A 25,610-nucleotide genomic window follows, 5' to 3' on the forward strand; every position below is an offset into this window, starting at 1 on the left:
CCGAGGCCGCCCCACCTAGGGCCGCCCAAGCCCACTATTCTACATGGGCCGGCGGGTAGGGATAACGCTTTCAACCCGCACGGCCTACAACCTGGTAGCTGGGTGTCCATGTGGAGTGGTTGACATACTGGTCACAGCCTCCAAAATATACACTGGCAGGGAGGTCATCGGAGAGGGCTACATATACGTTAGAGATGGGGTCGTAGCCGCCCTGGGTGAGGGGGTGCCCCCGGAGGACCTCACATACCCCACCATAACGCTGGGGGGGAGAGGTAGGATAGCCGCTCCCGGCCTTGCCCTAGCAGCCGACACACCGGCCTACCTACTCAGATTCCTAAGGCCTGGGGTGGCGAGGAGGGTGGAGCTGTACAGGGCCCTGGGTCTAGACGCCGCCTTCACAAGCTCCCTCCCGGCCGTGTACGAGCTCCACATCCACGGGGTTACCACGGTGTTCGTAGAATACACAGCACCAGACCTGCCAGCAAGGCTTGCCGAGGCTGTGGGGGGGAGGTTCGGCCTCCTCCTGCCCAGGTGCCCCGGGGTGGTAGAGCCTGAGGCGAGGCCCCCCAACATCGTTGGCGTCGTGAGCCGAGGCTGCAGTGGGGAGGATGGGATGCCAGACTGGGCTTTGGAGGGGCTGCCTGTCTATAGGCCCGCGGCCCTGGAGAAGCCCTGGAGCCTCTCCGAGGAGCTACGGAGGACGGCTGGAATTGGTGAGGGCGTCGTCAAGGAAGGTGTGGCCGCCGAGATAGCAGTGTTCAACGCCTCCCGCCCCCCGGGTATGCTGCTTGAGAAGTATGAACTGGATCTCGACGCTCTCTATAGGCTGGGGCTGCCTGTAGAGTCCCTCGTATCGGGCGGCGACATACTGGTTGACGGGGGCGAGCATCTATACATAGTGGATAAGCAGTTCGGCGACGCCTACAGCCTCGCCTCCAGGCTGGCTGGGATGCTGTGAGGTCGCCGATCGAGGACCTCCACATACACCCCCGGGGGCTTCGGACCTCCTAGACCGCTCATCCCCTGAGCCCTAGTGTCTTGAGTATTGAGTGGAGGCTTTCACCCTTAAGATCGAAAACCCTGGGGGGTGGTATGAATACGTCTCGCGCCTTCTCGAACTCGCTTCTAAACCCTTGGGGCGAGGCCCTGGGGTTTGGAGGCTGGTCTACTCCGCAGACCTCGACCTGCCTGCTTGCTATGTCGTAGAGGCCTATCTCTCTGCTCTTCTCAACTATCTCATCCTTATCCATGCCGGCCAGGGGTCTGAGGACGGGCAGGTCGAGGCCGCTGCTTATCAGCCTGAGGTTCCTAACTGTCTGGCTAGCCACCTGGCCCACGCTCTCCCCCGTGACTAGGGCCTCGTAACCCTCCCTCGAGGCGAGGTCCTGAGCGTGGAGCATCATCAGCCTCCTCAGCACCAGCGTTCTGTAGCTCGGCTTCACGAGACCGTTTACCACCAGGGCGGCGCCCCGGAAGTTGACCACGTAGAGCCTAGGCCTGTAACCCCAGGCCCATTCCCCGGCTAGGGTCTTGGCACCCTCCACGGCAACCTCAAGAGCCTCGGGGACGCCGAAGTCGTAGAATGCCAGGTGGACTGGCGAGCCCCTGCGCATTATCATCCACGCCGCCACCCCCGAGTCGAAGCCTCCGCTGTAGAGGGCTAGGCTCGGCTCCTCACTCCCCACGGGAAGCCCCCCGGGGCCGGGGTGTATGGTGTCGAAGAGGTAGGCCCTGCCCCCCCTCACCTCTACGTACGCCGTGTACTCTGGATTCTCAAGGTCAACACCGCGAGCACCACGCTCTAGGAGTAGCCTCCCCAGGAGCCTCTCAACATCCTTGCTCGTAAACCCCTCGACACCGCTCCTCCTGGCCCTTACCCTAAACACCCTACCCCTAACCCTGTCTCCAAAGAACTCGGCAGCCTTCTCTACAAGCTCCTCTAGACCCCGGTACGCCACCTCGACAGCCGGGCTCACACTCTTAACCCCAAACACCCTAGCTGAAGCCCTAACGGCGGTGGCTGCCGAGCTGGGGCTGGCTAGCCTCACAATAACCCTACCCTGGAGCCTCTCCACAAAAGCATCAACGCCAGCAGCGGCCAAGGACTCCTGGAGGGCCCTGAGCAGGAGCCTCTCCATCCTAGACCTAGTGTAGCCCCCCTTCACCGCAATCTCGCTATACCTAACAAGCACCACATTATACTCCAAAGAGCACACCCCAGGGGATACCCCGTCCACTACAATAGTGTCTCCACCACCCGGGTTAATACTGCCGGGTGGGCGCTGGAGCGTGGGGGGGTGACGTAGGGGTTGGTTAGGGTTGTCTCCTTCAAATGGCTGGAGGGCTATGTGGTGGCTGAGGCTACGTCCGACGGTGTTAGGCTCAGGTTCTCCAACTTAATTCTGGAGTTCGGGCTCAGGGAGGTTGTTGTCGAGGGCGTGTTCGAGGGCTACCGCGAGTACACAACACCCCGGGGGGATAGGAAGACCGTCTATATAGACTTCGCCTTCCCCGCGCGAGGCGTCCCCGAGCCCCGGGGGGGTGTGTATGCTGGGAGGGCTGATGTCCCTCTGGGAAGCTATGGCCTCAGCTACACCTCCCTCGAGCCCTCCTCAGCCTACATAACAGTCTACCCTCCCCCGGGGGCGCTCTACAATTACGCCACCATCTCCCCCGACCTCGCCGCCCTCTTCACTATAGGGAGGAGGCAAGTGTACATGTTGAGGGAGGAGGGATCTAGAGTTAGGATAATACTTGTCTAGCATCTCTACAAAACCAACAACTAACAATAACTTTGACAGACCAAACTATATAATCTCCACACCACAATAACAAACACCATGGTGACGAGCCGTGTCAGCTGGGAACCACATGGAGGTCGACGTTACCTCAATACCCGTAAAGCCCACAAGCGCGAAGGAGGTTAGAGAACTCGAGATCGCACTCATAATAGGCACACTCCTAAGGCCAGACGTCATACAAGAGATACTCCACCCAAGAGAATTCACAACCTGGGTAGACAGCCTCGCGGTAGCGGCGGGAGCACTAGCCAGAGACAAAGCAGGATACCCCATACCAAAAATAGCGGAGGAGCTAGGAAGATCGGAAACAACAATAAGAAACCACCTACAAGGCAAGACAAAAGCGGGACAGCTAGTCAGAGAGACTTACGACATGATAAAAACCGGCAAACTAAAGATAACAATGCCAACACCAGAATGCGAAGAAACAAAGAAAAAACTAGAAACAGTCAAAGTCACCCTCAAAGACCTCCTAGAAAAACTATAACCCAAAACTATTCCCCTTTTCTGGAGGGATGTATATACGTTTAGATTGGGGTTATGTTTATTAGGTTTGGTTGGACCTCCCTCCTTGTTTGTATATATTTTTGTGTGTGGTTGTTTTTGTACCTCAATGTTTTCCCCTCCGGCTGGGGGAGTATATACTCTTATCTCGTTGGTAAGGGTTATTAGGCTCCGTGTGGACCCCCCATATGGCGAGGCCCCCGGGCTAGGGCTGGGGGCCGTGCAATAAACCCCCGGGGGCCGGGGGTTTATCTATGTGATAGAGTTGACTAGCCTCCCGCCCCCGGGATGGCAGGGTGGAAAATAGAATATAGTATCGGCTGTAGACACTACAACGCACACCAACAAAACCATGTGCAGAATCTTCGCGATAGAATTGCGAGCTTACTTAACGTATTCGGCCCGTGTTTAACCGATTCGGTGTCCGGCGAATCGAGAATCTTCGCGATAGAATTGCGAGGTGTAGGAGGCGCCTCTAACTGTCGCTACGTAAGCCATAGGAATCTTCGCGATAGAATTGCGAGTGCCCCAGATCTTCGAGCTGCCTCTCGGTCCGCTCACGCGTGAATCTTCGCGATAGAATTGCGAGGGAGCTTGAGGGGCTTAGGGCCGAGGTTAGACGGCTAGAATCTTGAATCTTCGCGATAGAATTGCGAGTACATAGCCAATGATGGGACGACCAGGTACTATATCGAGTTGAATCTTCGCGATAGAATTGCGAGCCTTTATATCGTTCATCAACTCTGCTATAATTATGTGCTGTCTCGAATCTTCGCGATAGAATTGCGAGGTCTCTCTCCGCTTGGAGGCTGGAGGCCCACCTGTCCCGAATCTTCGCGATAGAATTGCGAGTCTTCCTGGGCCTCGCTGTCTCGGCGTAAACGCTCTCAAGAATCTTCGCGATAGAATTGCGAGTTGGCTTTAAGTTGTTTCTCTTTATATACTTAACTAAAAGAATCTTCGCGATAGAATTGCGAGTATTTACGTAGACGTCTAATCGTCTGAGCCGGAGAACCAATCCGAATCTTCGCGATAGAATTGCGAGAGCGACACACTACCTAGACAGGCTAGTGCTGGCCAGACGCGAATCTTCGCGATAGAATTGCGAGGCGTGAGATAAGGGCCCTAGCCCTGCTTAAGGCAAAGGGCCCGAATCTTCGCGATAGAATTGCGAGGCGACATTGGTAAGACCAGCCCCAGACTTGCCCGAGAGGAATCTTCGCGATAGAATTGCGAGATTCTTAGTGGGGGTGATCTCGACCCCCGCCCGCCTCAGAATCTTCGCGATAGAATTGCGAGCGGTCCAGCTCGAAGCAATAGATGAATACGGCAACGTGGGAATCTTCGCGATAGAATTGCGAGGCAGGGGCGAGAAGCAGCTGCGCAGGCAGGTTAGGGAGCTTGAGAATCTTCGCGATAGAATTGCGAGTAGGTTTTGACTGTTTTGGGGGCTGGGACTTGGGGGTTGAAGAGGAATCTTCGCGATAGAATTGCAAGCAGCCTGGCGAGCCTGTCGATACTCGGCTACGCCTACAGAATCTTCGAGATAGAATTGCAAGCTCTACAGTATGGAATCGAATCTATGAGATAGATATTGCAGGAATATGCCCAGGTTGCCTAACTCTGATTAGGTTTAGCTTGATGGAATCTCGGAGATGGGTGTTGCAGGACAGGATACAGGCCTAGGGGATATAGTTAAAAACTGGGTGTTAGTTTTCCGAGATTGCAGAGAGTCCAGGTGTTCGTTAATTTGCAAGCTATAAGTGTGGGTTTGCGTTGGGGCATAGTTTTCTGTAAAAGCAGTACATGCATTTTTGTGGTGGCTGTCTTGTGAGGGGTGGTTCCTCTTCTTCGACTATTTTTAGGGTTTTCTTTACTAGCTTTTCAGCTGTCTGTAGGTGTCTCTGGTTTATCTCTAGCGTTCTCGTTGTGCCCCCTATGTAGAGTGTTGCTCTGTACACGGGACCTAGGGTTTTCGTCGCTAGCAGAGCGTAGGCTAGAAGCTGTGCCTGGAAGTGTTTAGAGGCCCTGGGCCTTCTCGGGTGCTTCTTAGCCTCCATTATCCAGTAGCCCCTCCTGCCGTGGGGGCCTGCTACAAGATCGATCACTCCGCGGAGCCTGAGCCTGGGATACTCTAGCGGTATCTCCACCCTGTAGGGCGGGGGTATACCGGCCTCCCTTGCTATCTCCTCTTTCTCGTCAGCAGTGAGAATAGCGCTCTCCATGCTAGGCGTAGGAGGCTCAAGCCTCCCAACCCTAACCTCCAGCCAGGGCAGCGTGGGACAGTAAACATACTGCTTTACCAGGGATGGCGTCACCACGGCGCCGCAGGGGTGGTCACCCCTGCAGTAGGGCTGCCGATGCAACCCTCCTCTCACCCCAGGGCGTTCCCAAGACTAAAGTCCTCTCCCACTCGTGGGAGGGCAGTGGTATAATGTGCACCGTGTCGGTGCCGGGGTCTATCATGCCTTCCAGCAGCCTGGCGAGATCCCTCATACGGGCCCTCTGCATCCTACCCACAAAGGCGCTCCGCTGAATCCTATACAGGCCCCACGACTCGAGAGTCCTAGCAACCCTGAGTCTCACACCGTCGTCGCTGATATCGTAGACAACCACAACCCTCAACGCCATCCCCGGCACCCCCTGAAGCCCTGGAACCTAGATCCCCTCCTCAAGCTCCTGGCCAGCCTCTGTGCATACCTGGATACAGCCTCGCCCAGGGTCTCCCCACCCACCCTCCTCCCCAGAGCCCTAGTCACGAGCTGTGCTATCCTCCTCCTATCGCCAGGGTCTATCCTGGACTCGTCGACAGAGGGGAGCCAGCCCCTCCTAAACTCGGATGCCAGTGGCTTGTCGACTGCGTGAGCCCTAAACATCTCGACATAGTCGAAGGACAGCACCGGACGGCCGCTCCGGTCCGTATGTAGGAATCCGGCATAGGGGTCTAGCCCAGCCAGCACAAGGCTCCTCCAAGCCAAGCTATAAAGTATGCCGTATCCGTAGTTCAACGCCTTGTTAAAAGGATCTGCACCACCCCTATCACGACCCTCAAACCCTACTCCAGCCGGGAGAGAACCCGCAACCGCAGCCCAGTAATGCCTAGCAGCCGCCGCCTCGACACTCATAACCTCCCTTCTAACGACCTCAAGCTCCGCCTCCCTAGCCCAGGAGCGCATGGACTCCAGCCGCTCCAACGAGTGGTCGAGAGCCTCTAGAACCTCCCTCTTGAAAGCCTTGTCAAGACCGGTGATCCCGGCTACATGGCAGGCCTGGTTGTAAATTTTGGAATAAGCGATCTCGACCGCTATCTCACCTCCCCTACCGTCAAGTAGCGCTTCGTATTGGGCATTCCTAGTGAACGGCGTCCTCGTATAATAGCTCATGTATAGTATGCCTATGGGATCGCCATTAGAGTCTATAACTACCAGCTCTACGCCAGACCGGGCTAGGAGCCTCAGAGCCCTGCTGGAAACGGAGACGCCGCTGGAAGCTATAACGACTACATCGACATCACCGGGGGAAACGCTCCTCCTACCCCCGTTCTCTGAGACAACTAGATTTCCCCTTTGAACCCCGAGCTTTACACCATAACCATCAACATGCAGTATCCTAGCCAAGCCGAGGGATCACCTCCCACCTCGACAGTGGTTGTAGAATAGGCATGATGATGGGCACTCCCTCGGCATGCCAGGGTCGCCGCCGGAGAGGAGGACCTCTATAGCCTCATCCCTAGCGTCTATGAACTCCGTTCTAAGCACGTCATCTATGTACACAGGCCTCGACGACACCCGAAGCCCTCCTCCACCATTGCGTACCGACACGAGGATTCCATAGTCTATAGGGACCTCAAGCTGGGATTCCAGTGCGAGAGCGTAGCCAGCCAGGCCTACCATGTGCCTATCCCCCGTCCACCCATACTTAATCTCGACAACGACGCCAGCCTCAGCCAGGCCATCCACCCTAAGCCGGCTAGAAAGCCCGATAGCAGAGCCGTCAACCAAATACTCTGAAAGCCAGGGCAGCCACCCAACACCCCATTCTCTACCCTCAAGCTGGGAGGCCGCGGCCTCCCCAGTCCACATTACAACTAGCTGCCTGTAGAGTTCCAGCGCAGCCCCACTGAGCCCCGTCTCCCGCGAGCTTGAGAGAAGTATGTAAGCCGCCCTCCAAGGCGGGTAACCCTTCATCAGGAGACCCCTAACACCCCGGGCGGCCCTATGGAAAGCCTCATGGATGGATGAGCCGGCCTCAACCTGGGCGGTAATCTCGGGCCTCACGCCTCTACGCCTTAAGTAGAGGTCCCTGTAGGTCGGGCAATACCTGTAGGCAACCTCGCTCACCCCGAGACCGAGATACGCTTTCGGCTTAACAGGTGGGGAGTCCCATCTCCACCCCCTGAGCTCGGGCGAAACCGGGTTGGAGGCTGCTATGTCGTGAAGCCTCCTGAGCTGGAGTCTTATTGTTCTGTGGAGAGGCAAAAATTCCAGCCCCCTGGAGCGTAATACTTTTTAAATTTAATTACCGTGTTAAAAGAGGCAACCCGTCCAGTCGCCAATTGTGAAGGGAAAGCACGATTGCTTTGTTGTAATACGCTATAAAACAGATATGTCAAGTTTTGGCAGCATCGTTTATCACTGCCCGCCGCCAAAATACTCCGCCAGCTCTAGATAAGCTGCAATCAAGTTCCCCCAGCTAGTGGGGAACAGGCCACCCCCTCTTCCCCTCCTGTATAACAGCCCGAGCCTCCTAAGCTCTCCAGCCTTATTGTACACAGTCTTCGGTGAAAGACCCATATCCGCTGCTATAGCCGCTGGCTTCGACCCCGGCTTCTCCGCCACATACCTCAATATAGCAGCCTTCTCCCTCCCAAGGCTAACCCTGAACATGGCAAACGGGGCGCCAGCAACCTTCTCAAAATACTCCTGGGCCGTCTCGCTCTGCACAGTAATCTCCACACTCCTGATCCCGGAAAGTAGCATAGCTGCTATGAACGCTGAGAGGGAGAGCATTTTGGGGCCGCCAGTCACGTCAAACACAACCCTAGTGTACGCACCCAGTTTTAGGTAGTCACCTACATGCCTAAGCATCGAAGCTGCCATGCCAGCCAGGCCGTCGCCGGGATCGAGCCCGACGAGCCTGTGATCACCAACGCCTATCCTCGCCGCTATCGAGGCGAGGTTGTGGAACGCTGTTTTCACGGCCCCGCTGACGGGCTTATATGTGAATGCGACTATGGAATCCGCTGCATCTGCTGAATAGCTGCTTAGAGTCCTTATGGCGAAGTTCTCGTGGAACCCTAGAGTGAAGGCGAACACTCTCCCCGCCAACAACCACCGACCATAATGTGAAGCTAACTGTAGCCCCGCTTCACGTTTTCCCCTTGCTTATAGGAGGCTTTACCGCGCCCCTTCGATAATCGATGGTGGGAGTAGGCTGTGTGAGGTCCTAACATGATATGTGTTTTGTTTGTGTGTATATTAAGCCTGCAACTATATATATTATATATAATAAATATGGGGATGGATTAGAGGTGATGCTGTATGACCGTAGGCGTTAGAGTCGAAGAAGTGGCGTCCAGGAACATCCCCATAGTTTCCGCAGACCAGAGTCTAGCTAAAGTTGCCGAGGTTATGCTAAACACGGGCAGCCTAGGCGCCGTGACTCTCGACGCCTCCAGAAGGCCAGCACTTGTTTTGACGTATAGGAGGCTTGTTAAAGTAGTTGCAGAGGGGGCTAGCGTGGAGGACAGTGTCGCGGAACATGCTATAAGCGATCCCGTTGTTGTCCATAAAGATATGAGCGTGGACGGCGCGCTCAAGATAATGAGGAGGGAGGCTGTTAGGTTTCTCCCTGTTGTAGACGATAGGATGAGGGCTGTTGCAGTGTTGGAGCCCCGCCACGCTGCTGAGACGCTGTGGAACCTGCTAGACTATGGTGTGTCCACCATACGCTCCAGGGCCAGGAGGCTCGTCGCCCTCGCCCCAGACCTCACCATAAGGGAGGCCGCCAAGGCTATGGACGAGAACGGCGTGCCCGAGGTTCTTGTCAGGAGGGGTGAGGACCTAGCCATACTTAGGGAGGAGGACTTCCTCAGGGCAGTCGCCAGAGGAGGGCTAGACGCCAGGATAGGCGACTACGCAGCAGGCAAAGTCATAAAGGTGGGTCCAACTTTCGACGCCAAAAGCGCTGTCGAACTAATGCTGGAAAACGGTGTTAGAAGGCTACTGGTAGACGTTAACGGCAAGCCCTCTTTCGTCACACTCTCGGACCTAGCCTTCGAGGCCGCGGAGATCCTCGCGAAGAGGTCGCCGAAGGAGACGGCCTTCATACTCGTCAAAACCGCTCCTGGAAAGGAGCTTGATGTCGCGTCCAAGGCTATCCTGTACGACGGCGTTTCGGAGGTGCACCTCGTAACCGGCGAATATGACATACTAATGAAAATCGAGGCTCCAAGCCTAAGGGATATCCAGCGGATAGTAACGGAGAACATAAGAACAATGAACGGCGTCATCGACACCAGAACCCTAGCCGGGATAAGGATAATAGCTAAGAAGGAGGCATAGAGGGAGGAGCCCGGGTATGCGCAGCTGGTTTACCATACATAGCCTGCTACATGTTTTTCCCTAATAAAGTACCATCGTTTAACACGGGTGCAGAAGGCTGGCCGAGACTCCTAGAGTGCTTGTAGCTTCCATAGGCTTCACAGTCGACTTTATCATAAGGAGGCTCGCAGACCTGCGAGGAGGTCAAAGCGTCTCCAGAGTAGTAGCTGTGGGTCTAGACGTGGGTGATGGGAGCTGGTCTAGGGTTGAGCAGACCTACAGCCTGCTGAACCACTATCTCGCCAGCATGTCTATAGATTCTACCCTGGAGAAGCTACATCTGGGGCCTAGACTAGTTCCCCAAGCCAGGGACCTCATCTACCGCGAGGCCTCCAGCTTCGATGGTGATGTAGAGCTCTACCTATCAGGCGGGCCTAGGATGCTCATAGTAACCCTAATGCTAGCCGCCTACAGCCTAGACATTAATACTTCAAGCAAGATTGTTGTAGTGTCCTATGGCGAGGGGTTCCCCGGATCCATAGAATTTAGACTAATACATGCTAAAATACTATCGTCGCTGGACAAACAGTCACTCACTATACTCAAGGCCATCGCCAGCGGTAATGATAATGTAAAATCCCTCATAGAAACGCTTGATATGCCTAGAAGCACCCTTTATAAGAAGCTCGAGGATTTGGAGAAGATGGGCCTTGCCAAGAAAATATCCCGAGGACGGTGGGTTTTGGAGGAGGGATTAGACAAACTCCTCTGAATGTACAATAAATGTATACAAACCTCTTTTCCTTAAAAGGATAGAATAGAGGGTAGAATAGCTTGCAGGATTATCATAATGTCCAAAAAATTTAAATAGAGGAAGCGGCATAAACATTAACCGGTGCAAAACCTTGCGCCAGACCGCTACGGAAGATTCGCCTGAGGGTGGAGGGGAGAAACAGAAGGGCGGGCTCCTCCAGCCGATAGTGGATATTTTAGCCTTCTTCGCTGCAGCACGCCAATACGGCTACGTAGACATACTGGCAAACGCTCTAGACCCGCTAACAGCTAAAGAAGCCCTCATAAACGCTATCAGAGACTACAAGTCGGTTTGCAGCAAGTCGGACTATGTGGAGAGGAGTGACGGAGTGAAGGTCAAATGCCCCAAGGTTGATCCGTCCACTCTAGAAGCGGCAGTTGGATGGCTCGACAAGGAGCTGGGCAGTAGGAGCCCCTCTAAGATACTAGACTTGACAAGGACCCTCGCCCTCAGGGCCCTGGCTAGGTCTGAAGTTTTTAAAGTACCTGGATAGAGGGGTGGTGTGGCGTGGCGGTTTCCCTTGGTTTATCGGCTAGGATCCTCGTGAACCTTGAGAGTCTTAACATGGCGGAGTCTGTGGGCAACGTCACGAGGCATCGGAAGGCTCCTGTGGTTGTTGAGGGGGAGGATGGAGAGTACAAGCTCATATATGTGCCTGTCGTTAGCGGGATGAGCCTAGCCCACCACTACCAGCTCCACCTGGCTAGGGCGGCTGCCGAGTCGGGGCTCAACGTCACCAGACTCAGCCTGGAAGGCTATTTCCTGAAGTTCAGTGATGACGACGTCATAAAGAACCACTACCCAGAGGTTCACGGTAAGCTCAGGAAAGGGGATCTATGCCACAACGAGAAGGTTCTTGTAGAGGCGTGCACGGTAGCCGACGTAGGCGGGTTCCTCTACACAAACGGCCCAATAAAAAGGCAGAGCAGATTCTCCTTCAGCTACATGATGCCGACCCTAGACTCTATACGCAGTGGAGCGGCGGGCGTATACCCCCAGCTGCACGTAAGATACACACCGCAGGCCAGAGAAGGCGAGCAAGCGCTGATCTATGTTGACAATGCAAGCGCCCTCTACACCCTGAGTTTTCTGCTCGAGGCCGACGCCATATCGAGGCTCGACGTGTGTTCAGCACTAGGGAAAAGCCCGTCTAGCCTGGGAGAGGAGGAGAGGATAAAGAGGTTTGATGCCGCTGTAAAGGCTCTTGTCGCCATGCTCGGCAACATGGCCTACGGCGCTAAAAGGAGCAGGAGCATGCCACACTGGAGTGTTGAAAGCCTAGTGGCGGTCGCCGCCGAAGGGCTTGCACCCTTCGTTCCCTCACCCGGGCACTCCAGAAACTACATTGTCGACACTCTCAACAGGGTAAATAGCCAGGCGAGGGCAGGTATAATCAGGGAGTGGAAGGCCTCATTCTACGCTCCACAAGACTTAGAGAAGCCTAGCGGTGCTGATGAGGCTAAGACTATCGAGGACGCTCTAAAAGCCGTGGCCGAATGGGCCTTGGAAAAGCTGAAGCCATAGAAAGTAGAGATAGATAGGGCTGAGGTGTTTCTAGGGTTGACACGAGTTTTTGCCTATGCAAGACTAAGGCTACATTGGGGGTTCATAGTCAGGCAGCCGGGCGCGTCTGCGGCCCAGACAGCATACCCCCTACCTCCTCCGACCACAGTGGCAGGGGCTTTCGCTAACCCCCTTGCCAGGCTTCTTGGTATCATAGACTCTTATCCAGAGAAGCGGGAGGCATTGCCTGTGACAAACATGTTTATGAGCTGCATTTTAAAATCGACTCTTGCAGCGGCAGCTGGGCTTGCGGGCTCCACCGGGGTAGCAGTATACGAGGAGCCCTCCAGGCTCGTGGGCTCTCCGTACAAAGGCGGGGGCTCTTTCGCTAAGGCAGTTAAGAGCCCGATATACATAGGCTCCCAAGAGCTGCTTCCCGTGCAGGCGGTGGGCCAAGCTTCTGCCCCTAATGCCGAGATTGTTCTAGCTTGGCTATTCGATCTGGACAGGCTCGTATCGTGTTCTGGAGTAGGCGCGGTTGGCGTTGAGGATGTGGAGGTAGCTTCCCGCGGCGTATATAGGCTGGGGAGTAGGGAGGGTTTGGCGAGTGTCGTGGATGGGGGAGCAGTTGACGATACCAAGATTAGACATCTCGATTCCGGGCCCTTCGAATCAGTGCTCTACCAGGACTCCGGGTGTGTAATGCCCGACTCACCCGTAGTCGAGATCCCCATCCCGAGTCCTCCCCAGTATAGGGAGAAGGCTTACCTCGTTCCAGCCAGCCACGGGAGCGGGAGCAGTTTCGTAATACCTCCTCCCACGCCTGCGAGGTTTTTCTTGAAGAGCGGCTGCAGGGCCGCCTTGTACCCGGGCGTAGAGGGTGTTGCACTTGCATACAGGTGATGCGTATGGCCCAAGCGACGATAAGAATTCCCCTGCTGCCGGAGAGCATGCTGGGACGAAACCTGCAGTACGCGTTCCTAAGCATGGCAGACCCTGCCAGGACTGTAGTATACTATGAAAGAGGCTACGCCGAGATATATCGTGACGAGTTCCTGGAGGCCGTGGCGACATCAGTAGAAGCCATAGCCTCAAGCCTAGCCATGCATGATAGGCAAGTTGAATGCAGGAGGCTGGAGGGCATAGACTGTTGCAACCTGCACCCCGGCCCCAAACTCTATACATCAGGAACAAGCGACTCAAAAATACTGGCCTCCGCCGGGCTAGACGAGTGTATGGCTAGAACTAGAAAAGGAGGAGAAACACTGGGCTGGACTCAGGCGGCCATAAGCTATGCTGTTAAAGTCCTAAGGAGGGGAGGCCCCCTGGGGGGAGGGGGGTACCAGCTGCCGATGCTAGCAAAAGCGACAGTATTCTCAAAACTTAGAGCCCCGGGCACCTCACTCGAGGCTAAGAGGCTCACCATCGACAAGGACGTCCTAGGAAGCATACTTCTGGGAGGAGCTCTTGCCTTCCTCGGTAGACATAACTTCTCCAGCAGAGGCCAGGATTACGCCGAGGTGTTCCTTATACCCGGGTCTGTAAGTGAGAGATATAAGATTCTACGCGAGATCCTCTCCCTAAACGGGCTCAGAGGTAATATAGCGGCCAGAGCTTCAAGAATAGTGTCAAACACTGGAGCCAGCCTGGAACTATCGTTCTCCCTAGCCATGGCCACCCTCCTACACGAGGCGGGAGAAGTGGCCAGGAATCTAGGCGGCATGCCAGCGTCCGACGCGAGGATATATACCGTGGCCGCCGGGAGGAGGCCCATGGTTAGATCAGGGCTTAGCATAAGCGACCTCTACTACAAGGCCTATAGCAAGACTACTGTGTACATGCTCTACAGGCTAGCCGTTGAGAAGGCGGGAGGTAGAGGTGAACAGGCAGGTAGCCATATAAACGTTGCGAGAACCTGCATCGAAACCCTCTTCCTACAAGCATCAGAACCCTGTACCACAAGCTTTGCACTAGACTGTGCCAGGCTGCTCGTAGGCCTTGCCAACGCCACAACAGCAAGCAGCCCACTACCCCCAAGCATTAGAGAACCGGCCGTAAAACTGGCAACAGCCCTAGAGAGAGACCTCTCCAGAATGAAGTCGAGGTGCGTTAGGGTGGAGGCCGTTTGAGGCCATTAATGGCCGAGGCTTACAGGGGATTGGCGGAAGGAGTTGCACCCATTGTTGTGGCCCCCACCGGCTACGGCAAGACTATGGCCAGCCCGGAGATGGCGGAAAGGGCTGTTAAAGAGGGGCTTGCTGGAGGGCTTATACACATAGCCCCTCTCAGGAGCCTGGTTAGAAAGATATACGAGGCAGCGTTCAAGGCACGCGGCGGCGGCTACCAGTTCCACAGCCCCGCTAGCTTGGAGCCAGACCGGAAGAGCCCTTATCTCCTTAAAACCCTGGTAGCAGTCTCTCTGGACAGCTACCTGTGGACCCTCTACAGAATACCCGTTGTGGAGGCGGCGTCGATAGAGAGGGGACTGTCGGAAGGGCATTACTACCCGGCTGCGGCATCGATCTTCACATCAGTAAACGTTTTCGACGAGGCACACATATTCCTTGGGGAAACCGGTGACCAGGGACTGGTTGTCGAGAGTGTAAAAGCCGCCGTTAGGCTACTGGCGGCGGCTAAGACGCCGCTGGTTATAGAGACGGCCACAATGCCCCGGAGCATACTAAACGGTATCGCCCGGCTCGTGGAGAGGCAGGGCATGGAGCCCAGGGTTTATACTCTACCGTGCATAGCGCGTTCCCTAAACCTGGAAAATGATGGTCTAGAGTATAGAGGGGTGGACGATCGGGAATGGCTAGACGGGGCATCGCGTATACACTGGACAACACTATACAGGGAGGAGTGGACTGGCCGAGTGTTTAACGAAATAATCAGCGACGCCAGGAAGGGCAAAGTCCTAGTTGTCCTAAACACTGTCTCACGCGCAGTGGAGATCTATAAAGAACTTGTGGAACGGACCGTGGGTGAAGGGATGAGAATAACGCTTATACACGGAAGGCTCTCAGCAGGTGACCGGGCTTCCGCAGAGGACTCCCTAGGATTTGATGGAGAAGGCCATATAGTTGTGGCCACGCCGCTTGTGGAGGCAGGTGTTGACGTTAACAGCACTGCCGTCTACACCGAGGTGGCTCCTGCGGAAAATCTTGTTCAGAGGGCTGGAAGGGCCTGTAGGAGGGGTAGAGCCCTAGGATCGTGTATGGAGAATGGCGGGAAAGTGGTAATAGTTGGAGGAGAGGGTGACGCCACAATCTACAGTACAGAGGCCGTGAGAGCGAGTCTAGACGCCGTTAAATCCATGTCTGGCAATATAGACTGGAGGTACCCATGCGGGGAAAGCAGCTACATCTCGCTATTAATCAGATCCGAGGCTAACACCACACACACTACGTACATAGCAAAGGGCAGAAGAATATACGAAAACCTCTTTGCAGCCTACTTGAGTAGCGACGGCAGACCCTCAGCCCTCCTTAGCGTTCTAGACAACACCGAGTTGTGTAGCCTCCTCAGAACAGGCGTTATGGTGGAGGTTCTCGTTGACAACAGGGACAGTGTCACTGTAGACCTTTACTGGGCCCTTCGCAATGCAGAGTCCGTGCTTGAGACCCATGGCAGAGCACCGACACTAGTCCTTATCGACCCAGAGTCGGGCTCGGTGCTAGCTGAATCACGAGCTGAGAACCTATGGAGACTGTGGAAATCCATGGGGAGATGGACGGGCTGTAGGAGGCTTCTATCAGCCCTCTACCGCGACCTCCACCGTGCTGCCCGAGACAGGGAGATTGGATCCCGAGTATCATGGGCTCTCAAGGCGAAGAAGGGGGTGTACAAGAGGGGGTTAGGGCTCGGGGTGTAGCAGCCTTGGACAAGTGGCCCTGCTCCTTCATAGATAAAGTAGGACGCTGCCACCCCCTCGACCTCCACAACCTTAGGGTAGCATTTATCCTGAAGCATCTCTTCGAACAAAGACTATCGGCCCTCACCCCAACAGCGAGGTCGCTAGAAGCATTTACGAGCCTAGAGAAGCCCCTCCTCCAGGCAGCCTTACTTGCCGCGGTTTTCCACGATGTAGGAAAGTCCTCCAATCTCTACAGGGTATGGGCTGGAAGGGGGAAGGCTAGCTTCGCGATGCACGAGCATGTTTCAGCACTAACCCTACTAAAGGGGTTTGAAGAAATCTCCATAGAATCTAGTTTAGGCTGCACGACCGTGGCCCGCGTAGCCGCATCGGCGTTAGCCAGGCACCACACGGCTATGAAGGGCAGGCACCCTGATGACGTGGCGAGAGGAGGTAGCAAAGCGGTCAAAACTATTGTGGAAGCTTCTTCTAAACTATCGCCAGACCTGGCGCCCTCGTCTGTTCTGGTAAGCACGCTGGAGAAACTAGCCAGAGAAGGCTTTATAAGGGCGGCAGAGGCCGGGTCGAAGGGTGTTGAGGCTGTGAGAAGTCATCTATATTACACAACGACAGAGGGAATTATAAAGCAGGCTAGGGCAATTGGAATAAGCACCGTGAACGAGGCTATGCTGCTCGCGGCGGTGCAGGCTGTAGCAGGGGCACTCATAGTTAGCGACATACTAGTGGCCTGGAGAGAACGGGGTGAGGAGGACAGGCCTGCTAAAGCCTATGCTGCAAGCTGGATAAGGGAGCTCAATGCTCGTGAAGCACTCGAGAAAGCTGTTAGAGAGGATCCGGAGTTTATGGGGCAGTCTATTGAAGCCTCCTTACAAGACCTAGTCGGGAAGTGTATATCAGTATAGTTGGGTGACGCCGCATGCCTTCTCGGAAAACCCTGTTCAAATCTCTCCACGGCGAGGGGGCTGTGGCACTGGTAGTCCTGAGGCTTACAGTCCTTAAAGACGGTATACTACCCCCCTTCACTTCTAGAACCCTCAAGAGCATCGCCGCCAAGGCTAGGTGCCTCGAGACTGTTTGGACCCTATACGAGTCGGCGCCGAGCTACAAGCCGGTTAGCATAAGGGTTCTGAGGACCTCGTCTATGAAGCCCATGTACAGGGTTGAGAGGAAGGGAAATGATAGGCCCTTCATCGTTAAACGGGGGCATATACTGTTCGGATATCTCGCGTTTTACACAAGAGAGAGCCTGGCCACGCCTCCCCTCTGCAACGAGGACGTTGACATCGACTATACAGCATTCCACGTTGAAACGGAGCAGGCGACTTTTAGAAGGCTAGACTCCCTTGGGAAAGGCGATTACAGCAGAGTGAAGATCGAGTTCGTCACACCAGTAACTATAACCACCAAGATTATGGCGCCGCCCCTCTCCAGCACCCGCCTCCTAGAAAAGCTGTTGTCCAGGACTAGGGAGGCCTACAGGCTGCTTCCCAGCCCGGGCTACATAGCTGCGCAGGCCGCGAGAGTGTGGGTGGCACTAGCCTCGGCGTCGAACCCCAGGGGACACCATATACCCTACGCGGTTGGAAGGCTAGCCGACATAATGGTGGCTGAGGTTGACTTTTGGCTGAGGCCGGAGACCGTGGTGTATGGTAGAGAGGATGGAGACAAACTCCGGAAGGTTAGAGGTGTCAGAGGCTACGTTGTCTACGAGCCTCTAAACGACGGTATCAAGTATGACTTCTCAAGACTCTTAGACTTTGCCTCCTACATGGGCATAGGCAAAAGCAGGAGCATAGGATTCGGAGAGATAAGGGTTGAATACATTTAACCAGCGTTTAGCAAGAGGCTCGTTTAACCACCCCTCTGGCAGCGTCTTTAGTGTATTAGGTGTTTAGTATATTCAAGCACCCTCTCCCCACTCGTCTAGCACTATATGTTGATGTCCCTCCTTTCGAATATGGCGACGGCTGTCAACAGCACGGCGAGCGCGGATAAAGCTAGCACCGCCAGGTCGTGGCCTGGCACTCCCCCCCAAGTACTATACCCAGGGCGTCGTGGTACCTCGTTAGGGCTATGGCTCCTAGGCGCTCTAGCCTTGTGTCGAGGGTTAGTGTGTCCACGAAGTACATGGCAATAACCATCCCTGCGGCGGTCCAGGGGGCCCTTGGCGAGAGAGTCACAGCCCCTAATAGGATTCCCAGGGAGGCCACGGAAGCGAGGTAAACAGTGCCCGCCGTGTAGAGGATCAAGTATCTTGCAAGATCGACCTCAACACCGTACACCCTTGCGGATAGGGCTAAGGCCGCTAGTGTCGAGGCGGAGGCCGAGGAGGCTGCAGCAACCGCCACCAGGTATTTGGAGATGAGGACGAGCCCCCTCCTATAGGGGGATGAGAGAAGTATCCAAAACGTCCTCCCCTGCACCTCGCCCGATATAGCGTTAGCCGAGGAGTAGGCTATGTAGCCTCCTAGTACAAGTGTAGAAGAAGCCATGGAAGTTCATTATATAGTAGGTGTCGAAGTTGAGCGTGTATACCCCTCCTTTCGCGAAGAACTTAATGAACTCCTCGGGAAACTGCGCCAACAGCTCTTGAAGGGTCTCAATGTCCTCCCCGATAGGCTTCCACGACCAAACAGTCAGCACAACCAGGACCGCGATAGCCATCGAGAGGATTATGAGCCCCCTCAGCCGGAGCCTAGCCTCAAACGCCACTACAGACGGTATCAACCTTTACCACCCGGGCCTGAGGTCCTCTCGTAGAAATGCATGAAAACCTCCCCAAGGGTGGCGTCGCGAACCTCCAAATCCTCGAGGCCAGCGTCCAGCAGCATCCTTAGGACGCTCTCGAGAGCCTTACCAGAGGAGACAACCAGCTCCACCTCACCATTGCTCCTAACAACTCTAACACCGTCAACCGCCAGCCTTTCGGGAGACAGATTCTCGGACACCCTAGCCTTATACAACCTTCCCCGATTTCCTGAGGAGGGAGGAGACATCCTCAAGAGCCACTAACACGCCACTCCGTAGCAGGCCCACCCTATCAGCCACCCTCTGAACCTCGCTCAGCACGTGGGAGGAGAAGAACACGGTTACACCCTCCCGAGCCTTACTCCTCACAAAATCCAGAACCCTACCCCGGGCTAGGGGATCGAGACCCGTAGTAGGCTCATCCATGACCACCAGATCGGGCTCGTGGGAGAACGCCATAACCAGTGCAAGCATCTGCTTCATACCCCTAGAGTATGTGCCCACAGCACTCTCCAGCGGCAGCGGGAAAGCCTCCAGAAGCTCCCTCACAACACCCCGGCTACAACCCCCGGCTAGCTGGCACCAGTAATCCAGTATCCTACCGCCCGACACCCCACCGTAGAACTCAAACACGCCGGGCACATAGCCTACCCTACTTCTCACACCGCTCCCCCCAGGCTTGTAAAGCTCCACACCGAAAACCCTAGCAGAACCGCTAGTAGGCCTGGAAAGCCCCATTATAATCCTTATAGTCGTCGTCTTCCCAGCCCCATTTGGCCCAAGATAGCCGAAAACCTCCCCGGATAGCACGCTGAAGGAAACATCCCTCAAAGCCTCAACAGAGCCATACCTCTTAACAAGCCTCTCAACCTCAATAACAGACTCCACCTGAAAACACCCAACCAAAAGCCTCCAAACCCGGAAAACCAGCTCCAAACCCCTAAATGGAAACTGCAAGAATAATAATATAGGCGTATCCTGCATTAGTTTATAGGATTCCACCTAGTGAGAACAAGAAGATGGGCAATACTTCATAGCAGCAAAGATATCAATTGTTGATATCATTAATACAATATCATTAATACATCAGATATACAGGGCCTAGTAAGTCCAGCTAAATATTATATGAGGAACACGCGGCATCTATTTCTAATCTCCAATATAAATTAACATTTTCTATATCTCTAAATAATTTGTCTCCAGTGACTAGTTTATCCTGCTTTAGTATCGCGATAGAATACACTATTGCATCAGCTAGGCTAGGTGTTCTTAGCTTCCACTTTTTAGATAGCTCTAGTAATTCCAAATATACTTCGGAAGCTTTCAAGGATACCTTTACATCAATAGACACTATTCCTGTCTTACTTTCAATAAATAATAGTCTTATGAGAATCTCGTCTGTATCGAAGCCTTCTCTTCTATACTTTCTAGCTATTTCGGCTAGGACTATTGACGGAGTATGTCCTTCTTGAGTATCTAGAAGCTGCTTCACTATAGCGCCCTTCTCGCTGCCTCTGAAATATTCAATCTAACTAAGCGTATGTATCATATACAGGCAAGTTAACTAGCCTCTATCCTCCATTCTGTCCTTCTCCGTGTAAGGCTTAATCTTGCCTTTGTCGACGCCAAACATGTCTTTAGGGATACCAGCTTTCTCCAGAATTATCTCTTCCAGTACCTTCTCTGGTATGGATACGCCCTGTTGCTTAGCAATCTAACTAGAATATCGTAGATACTCTTCTTCATCTTAATAGTCTCCGACAATCTCTCATCCCAAGCTTCTAATATGATACGCCTCTTCATATACTCAGAAACTAGATACCTAAGCTATGGGAAGAATATCCAGCTTGGTGGGCCCGCGGGGATTTGAACCCCCACGTCCTCCGTCTTGCAAGAACGACATTATATGCAATAGCTCATATTACCAAAATAAATGTAATCCAAGAAGAATAACATAAACGATATCAAGAAAGATATCACTCATCATAAAATATGCATGAAACGAGTTCTCTATTAATATGCACGTTCTCTATGTCCTACGTAATGTACTGTAATATTCCTAGCGTCCCAATCTATAGTGTAAACAATACGTATGTCCCCTATGCGAATTCTAAATGTATCTTCGTATCCTTTGAGCTTCTTTAAATCATATTCTCTAAACGGAATTGGGTTAATGGATAGTTCGTCAAGAACTTCTAATACTCTAAGTCTATAATCCCTGGGGAGGCGCTCTAAGGCCCTGAAAGCTCGGCGTTTTACTTTTATATTAAAAGTATTCATGATAAATTATCCCCTTCTATGATTCCTCTATAAGTTTTCATAAGTTTTCTTTTATTTCTTTGATGTCTATTAATTCATCTTTTGACTCTATAGCCTCAATTTCATCTGGAAGAGGTTCTACCTCTTGTATATTCCTCTCTATAATGAAACGCAGCATAGACTCTAATTTAGCGAGCCTCTCTTTTATCTCCCTGATTTCTGAAAGGATCTCTGAGCTAGACATTTTCCGGCTCCCATATCATTTAAAGCGAGCTGTAGCCTAAAAGCCCTTAGCTATTTAACAACCTTTAAGATTATTTAGAGTTAGGCTTGGTGGGCCCGGGGGGATTTGAACCCCTCTGGCCTCCGCCCTGTGAGAACACAAAGATATGCATAAAAGCATATCACTAATATGCATGTAATCCAAACATAATAGCAATATGGATATCTGTGTTGATATTAACAACAATGCAATATGCATGATTGCAAAATAGCGTGCTCTAATCCCCAGTAGTTAGAGGATTTATTACTTTAAGCCAAAAATACTACTTAATTCCTTCTTAACCTTTAGTAGAGACTCGTCAGTAAGCCTACCGACGACCTTCACAACTAATTTCTTCTCCACTGTAAAAATGCTTGAACAGTCTATATAGCTTGTCTCCTTCTTTAATCGGCCAATAGATAAGTCTGATTGCGTTATCGGTATTCTATGCAGGCCTGGAGAGCTGGTTATCTTTGCCACTATCATATCGTCTCCCAAGTCTATCGCATTCAATACTAAGACAGGCCTTAGTTTAGAGCCTAGCAAGTCTGTGAACGGGAGCTCTAGGACTACAATGTCTCCTTGTTTATACTTCGAAGAGTTCTTCAGCATCTTCACCCTCCCTTAAGAGTCTAAGGTATGAGTAGAGCTTCTCTACATCAATCCCCTCAACATCTATTATCTTTATTTTGACTTTCTTACCCTCAAGTTCCGTTAAAGGTTTGAGTGGGATAATCACGCCGCCTTTAACAATACCCTCTATCTCAGACATCTTTAATGCACCACGTGTTTAATACTACGGTAGAAGGTAATCAAGTTACTCTGCTGTACCTCTATTCTTGGTAGCATTGCAGAAGCTGGTTTGATACGTTTTTGGTGGGCCCGCGGGGATTTGAACCCCGGACCTCCGCCGTGTGAGGGCGGCGTCCTAACCAGGCTAGACGACGGGCCCCAGGCTCCATATGCTGGATTATATTCTTGGTGGTGGGTTTATAGCTTACGCTGTTCTCTGGGCTCCCTGGTTTTGGGCTACTTTTAGCGTGCAGTATATGAGTGTTGTGGCTAGGTGTAGGTGCCGGAGGCTCTCTAAAACCCGGGCTAGGGCTACCGCCTCTGTCTTGCTGGTCTTGTCGCTGTATATTAGCTCTTCTACCCTTGACCTTAGCTTGGCTATGCTTGCGAGGACCTCACTGCTCCTCTTCAGGCTCTCGCTGGCCACGTTTAGCGCCGCCTCCGATGCTACTGTGGATAGCGCCGTCAGAGCGTCGAGAGTGTCCTTCGAGGCATCGCCTCCCCCCCTGCTAAGGGTTTTGACGGCGTCTAGGAGCGTCGAGGCTGCCAGGCCTAGGAAGTTTACTGCGAGGAGTTTTGAGGCTGTGGCTCTTGCATCCTGCTGTCCTGTGTGGGAGCCTATAACACCCATGAGGTATCTCTCGGCGAGTGTTATGCTCCTCTGGAGCCTTATCCTGGCCCTCTCAGCCTCCTCCTCAACATCCGAGCCACTGGCGGCCTCTGCCAGAAGCTCTGCAATGTCTCTAAGATCACTTGCCACGCTCCTGATTACAGCCCTTAGGTCCAGCTTGGATGGGTCTACGAGTATGGATATGCTCACGCTATACTCGTCCCTGACGACGTCCACCCCTATAAACCCTGATGTGGCGTCGCGGAGCATGTTATACACGTCGTCGCCAACATTCTCCAGCACAACCTCCTCAGGCCCAAGGACGTAGGCGCACCACAGCACCCTAGTGGCGTCGCCGGGGTCGACCCCGGTGAGCCTGACCCTAGAGGCCGCGTAGGTCTCGCTGTTGACCGCCGGAACTATCCTCAGGCTACCGCCCTCTATGACAACGTAGACGGGGTCACCCTGCTTCAGACCCATCTCCCTAACCCACTCTTTGGGGAGCGTGACTACCAGGCTGCTTGACCCGAGCTTCTGGAGCCTCCTCACACCCCCTCTACTGAGACTCACGGAATACACCCCGTCTAGACGACCAATCCCTCTCGAGAATATTTGCGTGTAAAGACGGTATATATAGATTTATAGTATGGCTGGAGCCTGGTGAGCCTAGGCTTGGGCGGCCGGGTATTACGGGGGCTCCCTCGCCTACAGGATCCACAGGAAAACAATGGTGTGGGGTGGAGGGAGCTGGCGGACCCGCTTGAGGAGGTTTTCACGGCGGCGCTGGAGAGCAGGATATTCAGGAAGCGGTGGGTTCTGCTGCCCGACTATGTTCCGGAGGAGCTTCCCCACAGGGAGGCTGAGCTCAGGAGGCTTGCCGAGGTCCTGGCGCCGGCGTTGAGGGGTGAGAAGCCTAGCAACGCCCTTCTATACGGCCTCACTGGGACGGGTAAGACTGCTGTTGCGAGGCTTGTGCTGCGGAGGCTTGAGGCGAGGGCCAGCGGCCTGGGCGTTATGGTTAAGCCTATCTACGTCAATGCCAGGCACAGGGAGACGCCCTACAGGGTGGCATCAGCCATAGCCGAGGCCATAGGCGTGAGGGTGCCTTTCACGGGGCTCAGCGTGGGCGAGGTTTATGAGAGGCTTGTGAAGAGGCTCTCCCGGCTCAGGGGGATACACATTATAGTCCTAGACGAGATAGACTTCCTCCCAAAGAGGCCCGGAGGGCAGGACCTGCTCTACAGGATAACAAGGATAAACCAGGAGCTAGGAGAGAGGGTGTGGGTAAGCCTTGTGGGCATAACCAACAGCCTCGGCTTCGTAGAGAACCTTGAGCCCAGGGTTAAGAGCAGCCTCGGCGAGGTGGAGCTCGTCTTCCCACCATACACAGCCCCCCAGCTGAGGGACATTCTCGACGCGAGGGCTGCTGAAGCCTTCAACCCAGACGTGCTCGACCCTGATGTCGTCCCCCTCTGCGCAGCCCTAGCGGCTAGGGAGCATGGGGATGCGAGGAGGGCGCTTGACCTGCTGAGGGTTGCCGGGGAGATTGCGGAGAGGAGGAGGGAGAATAGGGTTAGGAGGGAGCACGTCTACTCGGCGCGGGCAGAGATAGAGAGGGATAGGGTCTCGGAGGTGGTGCGAACCCTCCCCCTCCACGCCAAGCTAGTCCTACTGAGCATAATGATGCTGGAGGAGGGCGGGAAGCCCGCCTCAACCGGGGAGATCTACGAGCGCTATAAAGAGCTCACCTCCACACTAGGCCTAGAGCACGTCACGCTGAGGAGGGTAAGCGGGATAATAAGCGAGCTAGACATGCTCGGCATCGTGAAGAGCAGAGTAGTGAGCCGGGGACGCTACGGCAAGACGAGGGAGGTCTCCCTAGACGCAGACAGGCTAGCGGTGGAGAACGCCCTCTCGGAAGACCCCTTCGTGGCAAGGCTGCTGTAACACGCAAAACCCCCCGCCCCGCAGACCCTCTCATACGGGGCAAGGTGGCTTGGCCGGGGTCGTCGTGGGGTGTGATGACGGCAGGGTCGAAAAGCTGGGGCCAGAGGCGGGCTTCACTATAGTTGCCTGCATCTCCTGGGACGCTAGGCTTCGCACCCCAGTGGACGGTGCTCTTGGTCTCGTTAGGGTTGATGGTGTGGACGCGTCGAGCGTGCTGGCCGGTCTAGTCTTGAAGCTGGGTGCAGCAGGAAAGCCGGTACTACTGGACAGCTTGACAATAGCGGGGTTTAACATAGTCTCCCCGCCGGCCCTGGAGAGGCTTGTAGGCAGCCCGGTGCTAGCCGTCTACAACTACAGGCCTTCCATGGAGAGGCTTGTAGCCGGGCTGAGGTCCTCAGGCCTGCCCCTAGCGGGGGAGAGGATGAGGGTTCTGAGCCTCGTAGAGGGTGCTGTCGAGGCCGAGACACCCCGGGGGACAGTCTATCTAGTGGCTTGGGGCATGGAGGCCCCCGAGGCCGTTAGACTCGCCGTGGAAACCCAGGTCTACGGTAGGAAGCCCGAGCCGGTGAGGATAGCTCACTACACCGCCTCAGAGGCCTCTGAGGCCCTCAAGCGGGGGTAGCTGCCTTCAACCCCCAGGTCCCCATCTTCGAAGAGAGCTATGGCGAGGACCTCACCGCCCCTAGCCACCATAACCACGCGAGCACCCTCCCAGTCCAGCGTAACCCTGACAATACCGTCCAAGGCCGCCCTTGACCCGGAGATAATTGCGGCGAGGGATCTGGCGTGTCTCGCCACAGACTCTATATCCCTGCCGACCCTACCCTCGACAACGGGATGCATAGGCGGAACAGAGTCTACACCGCCCCCTCTAACCCTCACAACCCTTATGCCACCCATACCGGGCACCCTGGGGGATTTAGAGCAGCGGGGGAGATGCAGTCTCAACCCCCG

General features: G+C 54.2%; 31 protein-coding genes, 1 tRNA gene and 1 CRISPR repeat array. Of the genes, 14 read left to right on the forward strand and 18 right to left on the reverse strand.

Annotation, left to right across the window (positions count from 1 at the left end):
- Positions 1 to 115: 115 nt before the first annotated feature.
- The gene (locus tag ACAM_RS01725) at positions 116 to 958 is read left to right on the forward strand and encodes an amidohydrolase family protein (protein WP_022541085.1); all 843 of its coding nucleotides are present in this window, start codon (positions 116 to 118) and stop codon (positions 956 to 958) included.
- Positions 959 to 1,016: 58 nt separating this feature from the next.
- Here the strand turns inward: ACAM_RS01725 and ACAM_RS01730 are convergent, their stop codons facing one another.
- Positions 1,017 to 2,207 carry a tRNA sulfurtransferase gene (locus ACAM_RS01730; protein WP_022541086.1) on the reverse strand — a complete coding sequence of 397 codons (1,191 nt, stop codon included), beginning with the start codon at positions 2,205 to 2,207 and terminating at the stop codon, positions 1,017 to 1,019.
- Between the two features lie 102 nt (positions 2,208 to 2,309).
- Between ACAM_RS01730 and ACAM_RS01735 the strand changes: the two genes are divergently transcribed.
- Both ACAM_RS01735 and ACAM_RS01740 read left to right on the forward strand, forming a co-directional pair.
- Positions 2,310 to 2,762 (forward strand): hypothetical protein, encoded by a 453-nt coding sequence (locus ACAM_RS01735; RefSeq protein ID WP_022541087.1) that lies wholly within the window; start codon positions 2,310 to 2,312, stop codon positions 2,760 to 2,762.
- Between the two features lie 109 nt (positions 2,763 to 2,871).
- Positions 2,872 to 3,288 carry a transcriptional regulator gene (locus ACAM_RS01740; RefSeq protein WP_148706330.1) on the forward strand — a complete coding sequence of 139 codons (417 nt, stop codon included), beginning with the start codon at positions 2,872 to 2,874 and terminating at the stop codon, positions 3,286 to 3,288.
- A gap of 376 nt (positions 3,289 to 3,664) precedes the next feature.
- Positions 3,665 to 4,864: direct repeats of the CRISPR family, unit length 24 nt; unit sequence GAATCTTCGCGATAGAATTGCGAG.
- 198 nt (positions 4,865 to 5,062) lie between these two features.
- Here ACAM_RS01740 and cas4 read toward each other — a convergent pair.
- The 5 genes from cas4 to csa3 (ACAM_RS01765) form a co-directional block, all read right to left on the reverse strand.
- The gene (cas4, locus tag ACAM_RS01745) at positions 5,063 to 5,671 is read right to left on the reverse strand and encodes a CRISPR-associated protein Cas4 (protein WP_158318577.1); all 609 of its coding nucleotides are present in this window, start codon (positions 5,669 to 5,671) and stop codon (positions 5,063 to 5,065) included.
- Positions 5,643 to 5,936 (reverse strand): CRISPR-associated endonuclease Cas2, encoded by a 294-nt coding sequence (cas2, locus tag ACAM_RS01750; protein WP_022541091.1) that lies wholly within the window; start codon positions 5,934 to 5,936, stop codon positions 5,643 to 5,645. The genes cas4 and cas2 overlap by 29 nt, the downstream gene beginning before the upstream one ends.
- Entirely contained in the window at positions 5,927 to 6,922 is a 996-nt protein-coding gene (gene cas1 / locus ACAM_RS01755; RefSeq protein ID WP_022541092.1) for a CRISPR-associated endonuclease Cas1, read from the reverse strand. The genes cas2 and cas1 overlap by 10 nt, the downstream gene beginning before the upstream one ends.
- Positions 6,923 to 6,931: 9 nt before the next feature.
- A complete protein-coding gene (gene cas4a, locus ACAM_RS01760; RefSeq protein ID WP_022541093.1) occupies positions 6,932 to 7,783 on the reverse strand; it encodes a type I-A CRISPR-associated protein Cas4/Csa1 in 852 nt (283 codons plus the stop codon).
- Positions 7,784 to 7,936: 153 nt separating this feature from the next.
- Complete coding sequence (gene csa3, locus ACAM_RS01765) at positions 7,937 to 8,632, reverse strand: CRISPR-associated CARF protein Csa3 (RefSeq protein ID WP_022541094.1); 696 nt, start codon at positions 8,630 to 8,632, stop codon at positions 7,937 to 7,939.
- A 213-nt stretch (positions 8,633 to 8,845) separates the two neighbouring features.
- On the opposite strand from csa3 (ACAM_RS01765), the gene ACAM_RS01770 reads away from it, so the two are divergent.
- From ACAM_RS01770 to cas6, 9 genes are all read left to right on the forward strand, one after another.
- Positions 8,846 to 9,868: a CBS domain-containing protein gene (locus ACAM_RS01770; RefSeq protein WP_022541095.1), complete on the forward strand. Its 1,023-nt coding sequence runs from the start codon at positions 8,846 to 8,848 to the stop codon at positions 9,866 to 9,868.
- A 115-nt stretch (positions 9,869 to 9,983) separates the two neighbouring features.
- Positions 9,984 to 10,619: a CRISPR-associated CARF protein Csa3 gene (gene csa3, locus ACAM_RS01775; RefSeq protein ID WP_022541096.1), complete on the forward strand. Its 636-nt coding sequence runs from the start codon at positions 9,984 to 9,986 to the stop codon at positions 10,617 to 10,619.
- A 133-nt stretch (positions 10,620 to 10,752) separates the two neighbouring features.
- Positions 10,753 to 11,154, forward strand: coding sequence for a hypothetical protein (locus ACAM_RS01780; RefSeq protein WP_022541097.1), 402 nt, complete (start codon positions 10,753 to 10,755; stop codon positions 11,152 to 11,154).
- Positions 11,155 to 11,168: 14 nt separating this feature from the next.
- Positions 11,169 to 12,185 (forward strand): type I-A CRISPR-associated protein Cas7/Csa2, encoded by a 1,017-nt coding sequence (gene cas7a, locus ACAM_RS01785; RefSeq protein ID WP_022541098.1) that lies wholly within the window; start codon positions 11,169 to 11,171, stop codon positions 12,183 to 12,185.
- Positions 12,186 to 12,221: 36 nt separating this feature from the next.
- On the forward strand, positions 12,222 to 13,067 hold the full coding sequence (gene cas5, locus ACAM_RS01790; RefSeq protein WP_022541099.1) for a CRISPR-associated protein Cas5: 846 nt from the start codon (positions 12,222 to 12,224) through the stop codon (positions 13,065 to 13,067).
- 5 nt (positions 13,068 to 13,072) lie between these two features.
- Entirely contained in the window at positions 13,073 to 14,293 is a 1,221-nt protein-coding gene (locus tag ACAM_RS01795; RefSeq protein WP_022541100.1) for a hypothetical protein, read from the forward strand.
- Complete coding sequence (gene cas3, locus ACAM_RS01800) at positions 14,290 to 16,035, forward strand: CRISPR-associated helicase Cas3' (RefSeq protein WP_022541101.1); 1,746 nt, start codon at positions 14,290 to 14,292, stop codon at positions 16,033 to 16,035. Before ACAM_RS01795 ends, cas3 begins: the two co-directional genes overlap by 4 nt.
- Before the next feature lie 5 nt (positions 16,036 to 16,040).
- A complete protein-coding gene (locus ACAM_RS01805) occupies positions 16,041 to 16,940 on the forward strand; it encodes an HD domain-containing protein (RefSeq protein WP_022541102.1) in 900 nt (299 codons plus the stop codon).
- 14 nt (positions 16,941 to 16,954) lie between these two features.
- Positions 16,955 to 17,866 carry a CRISPR system precrRNA processing endoribonuclease RAMP protein Cas6 gene (gene cas6 / locus ACAM_RS01810; protein ID WP_022541103.1) on the forward strand — a complete coding sequence of 304 codons (912 nt, stop codon included), beginning with the start codon at positions 16,955 to 16,957 and terminating at the stop codon, positions 17,864 to 17,866.
- 169 nt (positions 17,867 to 18,035) lie between these two features.
- Here the strand turns inward: cas6 and ACAM_RS01815 are convergent, their stop codons facing one another.
- From ACAM_RS01815 to ACAM_RS01865, 11 genes are all read right to left on the reverse strand, one after another.
- Positions 18,036 to 18,530 (reverse strand): ABC transporter permease subunit, encoded by a 495-nt coding sequence (locus tag ACAM_RS01815; RefSeq protein ID WP_022541104.1) that lies wholly within the window; start codon positions 18,528 to 18,530, stop codon positions 18,036 to 18,038.
- Positions 18,478 to 18,765, reverse strand: coding sequence for a hypothetical protein (locus ACAM_RS01820; RefSeq protein ID WP_022541105.1), 288 nt, complete (start codon positions 18,763 to 18,765; stop codon positions 18,478 to 18,480). Before ACAM_RS01820 ends, ACAM_RS01815 begins: the two co-directional genes overlap by 53 nt.
- Entirely contained in the window at positions 18,762 to 18,986 is a 225-nt protein-coding gene (locus ACAM_RS01825; RefSeq protein WP_148706333.1) for a hypothetical protein, read from the reverse strand. Before ACAM_RS01825 ends, ACAM_RS01820 begins: the two co-directional genes overlap by 4 nt.
- A 7-nt stretch (positions 18,987 to 18,993) precedes the next feature.
- Positions 18,994 to 19,674, reverse strand: a complete 681-nt coding sequence (locus tag ACAM_RS01830) for an ABC transporter ATP-binding protein (protein ID WP_022541107.1) — start codon at positions 19,672 to 19,674, stop codon at positions 18,994 to 18,996.
- 226 nt (positions 19,675 to 19,900) lie between these two features.
- Positions 19,901 to 20,314: a PIN domain-containing protein gene (locus tag ACAM_RS01835; RefSeq protein ID WP_082398321.1), complete on the reverse strand. Its 414-nt coding sequence runs from the start codon at positions 20,312 to 20,314 to the stop codon at positions 19,901 to 19,903.
- A 485-nt stretch (positions 20,315 to 20,799) separates the two neighbouring features.
- Complete coding sequence (locus ACAM_RS08545) at positions 20,800 to 21,066, reverse strand: type II toxin-antitoxin system RelE family toxin (RefSeq protein WP_022541109.1); 267 nt, start codon at positions 21,064 to 21,066, stop codon at positions 20,800 to 20,802.
- A 37-nt stretch (positions 21,067 to 21,103) separates the two neighbouring features.
- Positions 21,104 to 21,289, reverse strand: a complete 186-nt coding sequence (locus ACAM_RS01845) for a hypothetical protein (protein ID WP_022541110.1) — start codon at positions 21,287 to 21,289, stop codon at positions 21,104 to 21,106.
- Positions 21,290 to 21,571: 282 nt separating this feature from the next.
- Positions 21,572 to 21,919, reverse strand: coding sequence for a type II toxin-antitoxin system PemK/MazF family toxin (locus tag ACAM_RS01850; protein WP_022541111.1), 348 nt, complete (start codon positions 21,917 to 21,919; stop codon positions 21,572 to 21,574).
- Entirely contained in the window at positions 21,894 to 22,079 is a 186-nt protein-coding gene (locus ACAM_RS01855) for an antitoxin AF2212-like protein (RefSeq protein ID WP_022541112.1), read from the reverse strand. The genes ACAM_RS01850 and ACAM_RS01855 overlap by 26 nt, the downstream gene beginning before the upstream one ends.
- Before the next feature lie 102 nt (positions 22,080 to 22,181).
- Positions 22,182 to 22,259, reverse strand: a tRNA-Val gene (locus tag ACAM_RS01860).
- Between the two features lie 45 nt (positions 22,260 to 22,304).
- Entirely contained in the window at positions 22,305 to 23,279 is a 975-nt protein-coding gene (locus ACAM_RS01865; protein ID WP_158318578.1) for an AbrB/MazE/SpoVT family DNA-binding domain-containing protein, read from the reverse strand.
- A 177-nt stretch (positions 23,280 to 23,456) separates the two neighbouring features.
- On the opposite strand from ACAM_RS01865, the gene ACAM_RS01870 reads away from it, so the two are divergent.
- Positions 23,457 to 24,656, forward strand: a complete 1,200-nt coding sequence (locus tag ACAM_RS01870) for a Cdc6/Cdc18 family protein (RefSeq protein WP_062662497.1) — start codon at positions 23,457 to 23,459, stop codon at positions 24,654 to 24,656.
- Between the two features lie 49 nt (positions 24,657 to 24,705).
- Positions 24,706 to 25,278, forward strand: coding sequence for an endonuclease dU (locus ACAM_RS01875; RefSeq protein WP_148706336.1), 573 nt, complete (start codon positions 24,706 to 24,708; stop codon positions 25,276 to 25,278).
- On the opposite strand, the gene ACAM_RS01880 is transcribed toward ACAM_RS01875, so the two are convergent.
- Positions 25,236 to 25,556 carry a hypothetical protein gene (locus ACAM_RS01880; RefSeq protein WP_022541116.1) on the reverse strand — a complete coding sequence of 107 codons (321 nt, stop codon included), beginning with the start codon at positions 25,554 to 25,556 and terminating at the stop codon, positions 25,236 to 25,238. The genes ACAM_RS01875 and ACAM_RS01880 overlap by 43 nt on opposite strands.
- Positions 25,557 to 25,610 lie beyond the last annotated feature (54 nt).

The sequence above is a fragment of the Aeropyrum camini SY1 = JCM 12091 genome, assembly GCF_000591035.1.
In the GTDB taxonomy this organism is placed as follows: Archaea; Thermoproteota; Thermoprotei_A; order Sulfolobales; family Acidilobaceae; genus Aeropyrum; species Aeropyrum camini.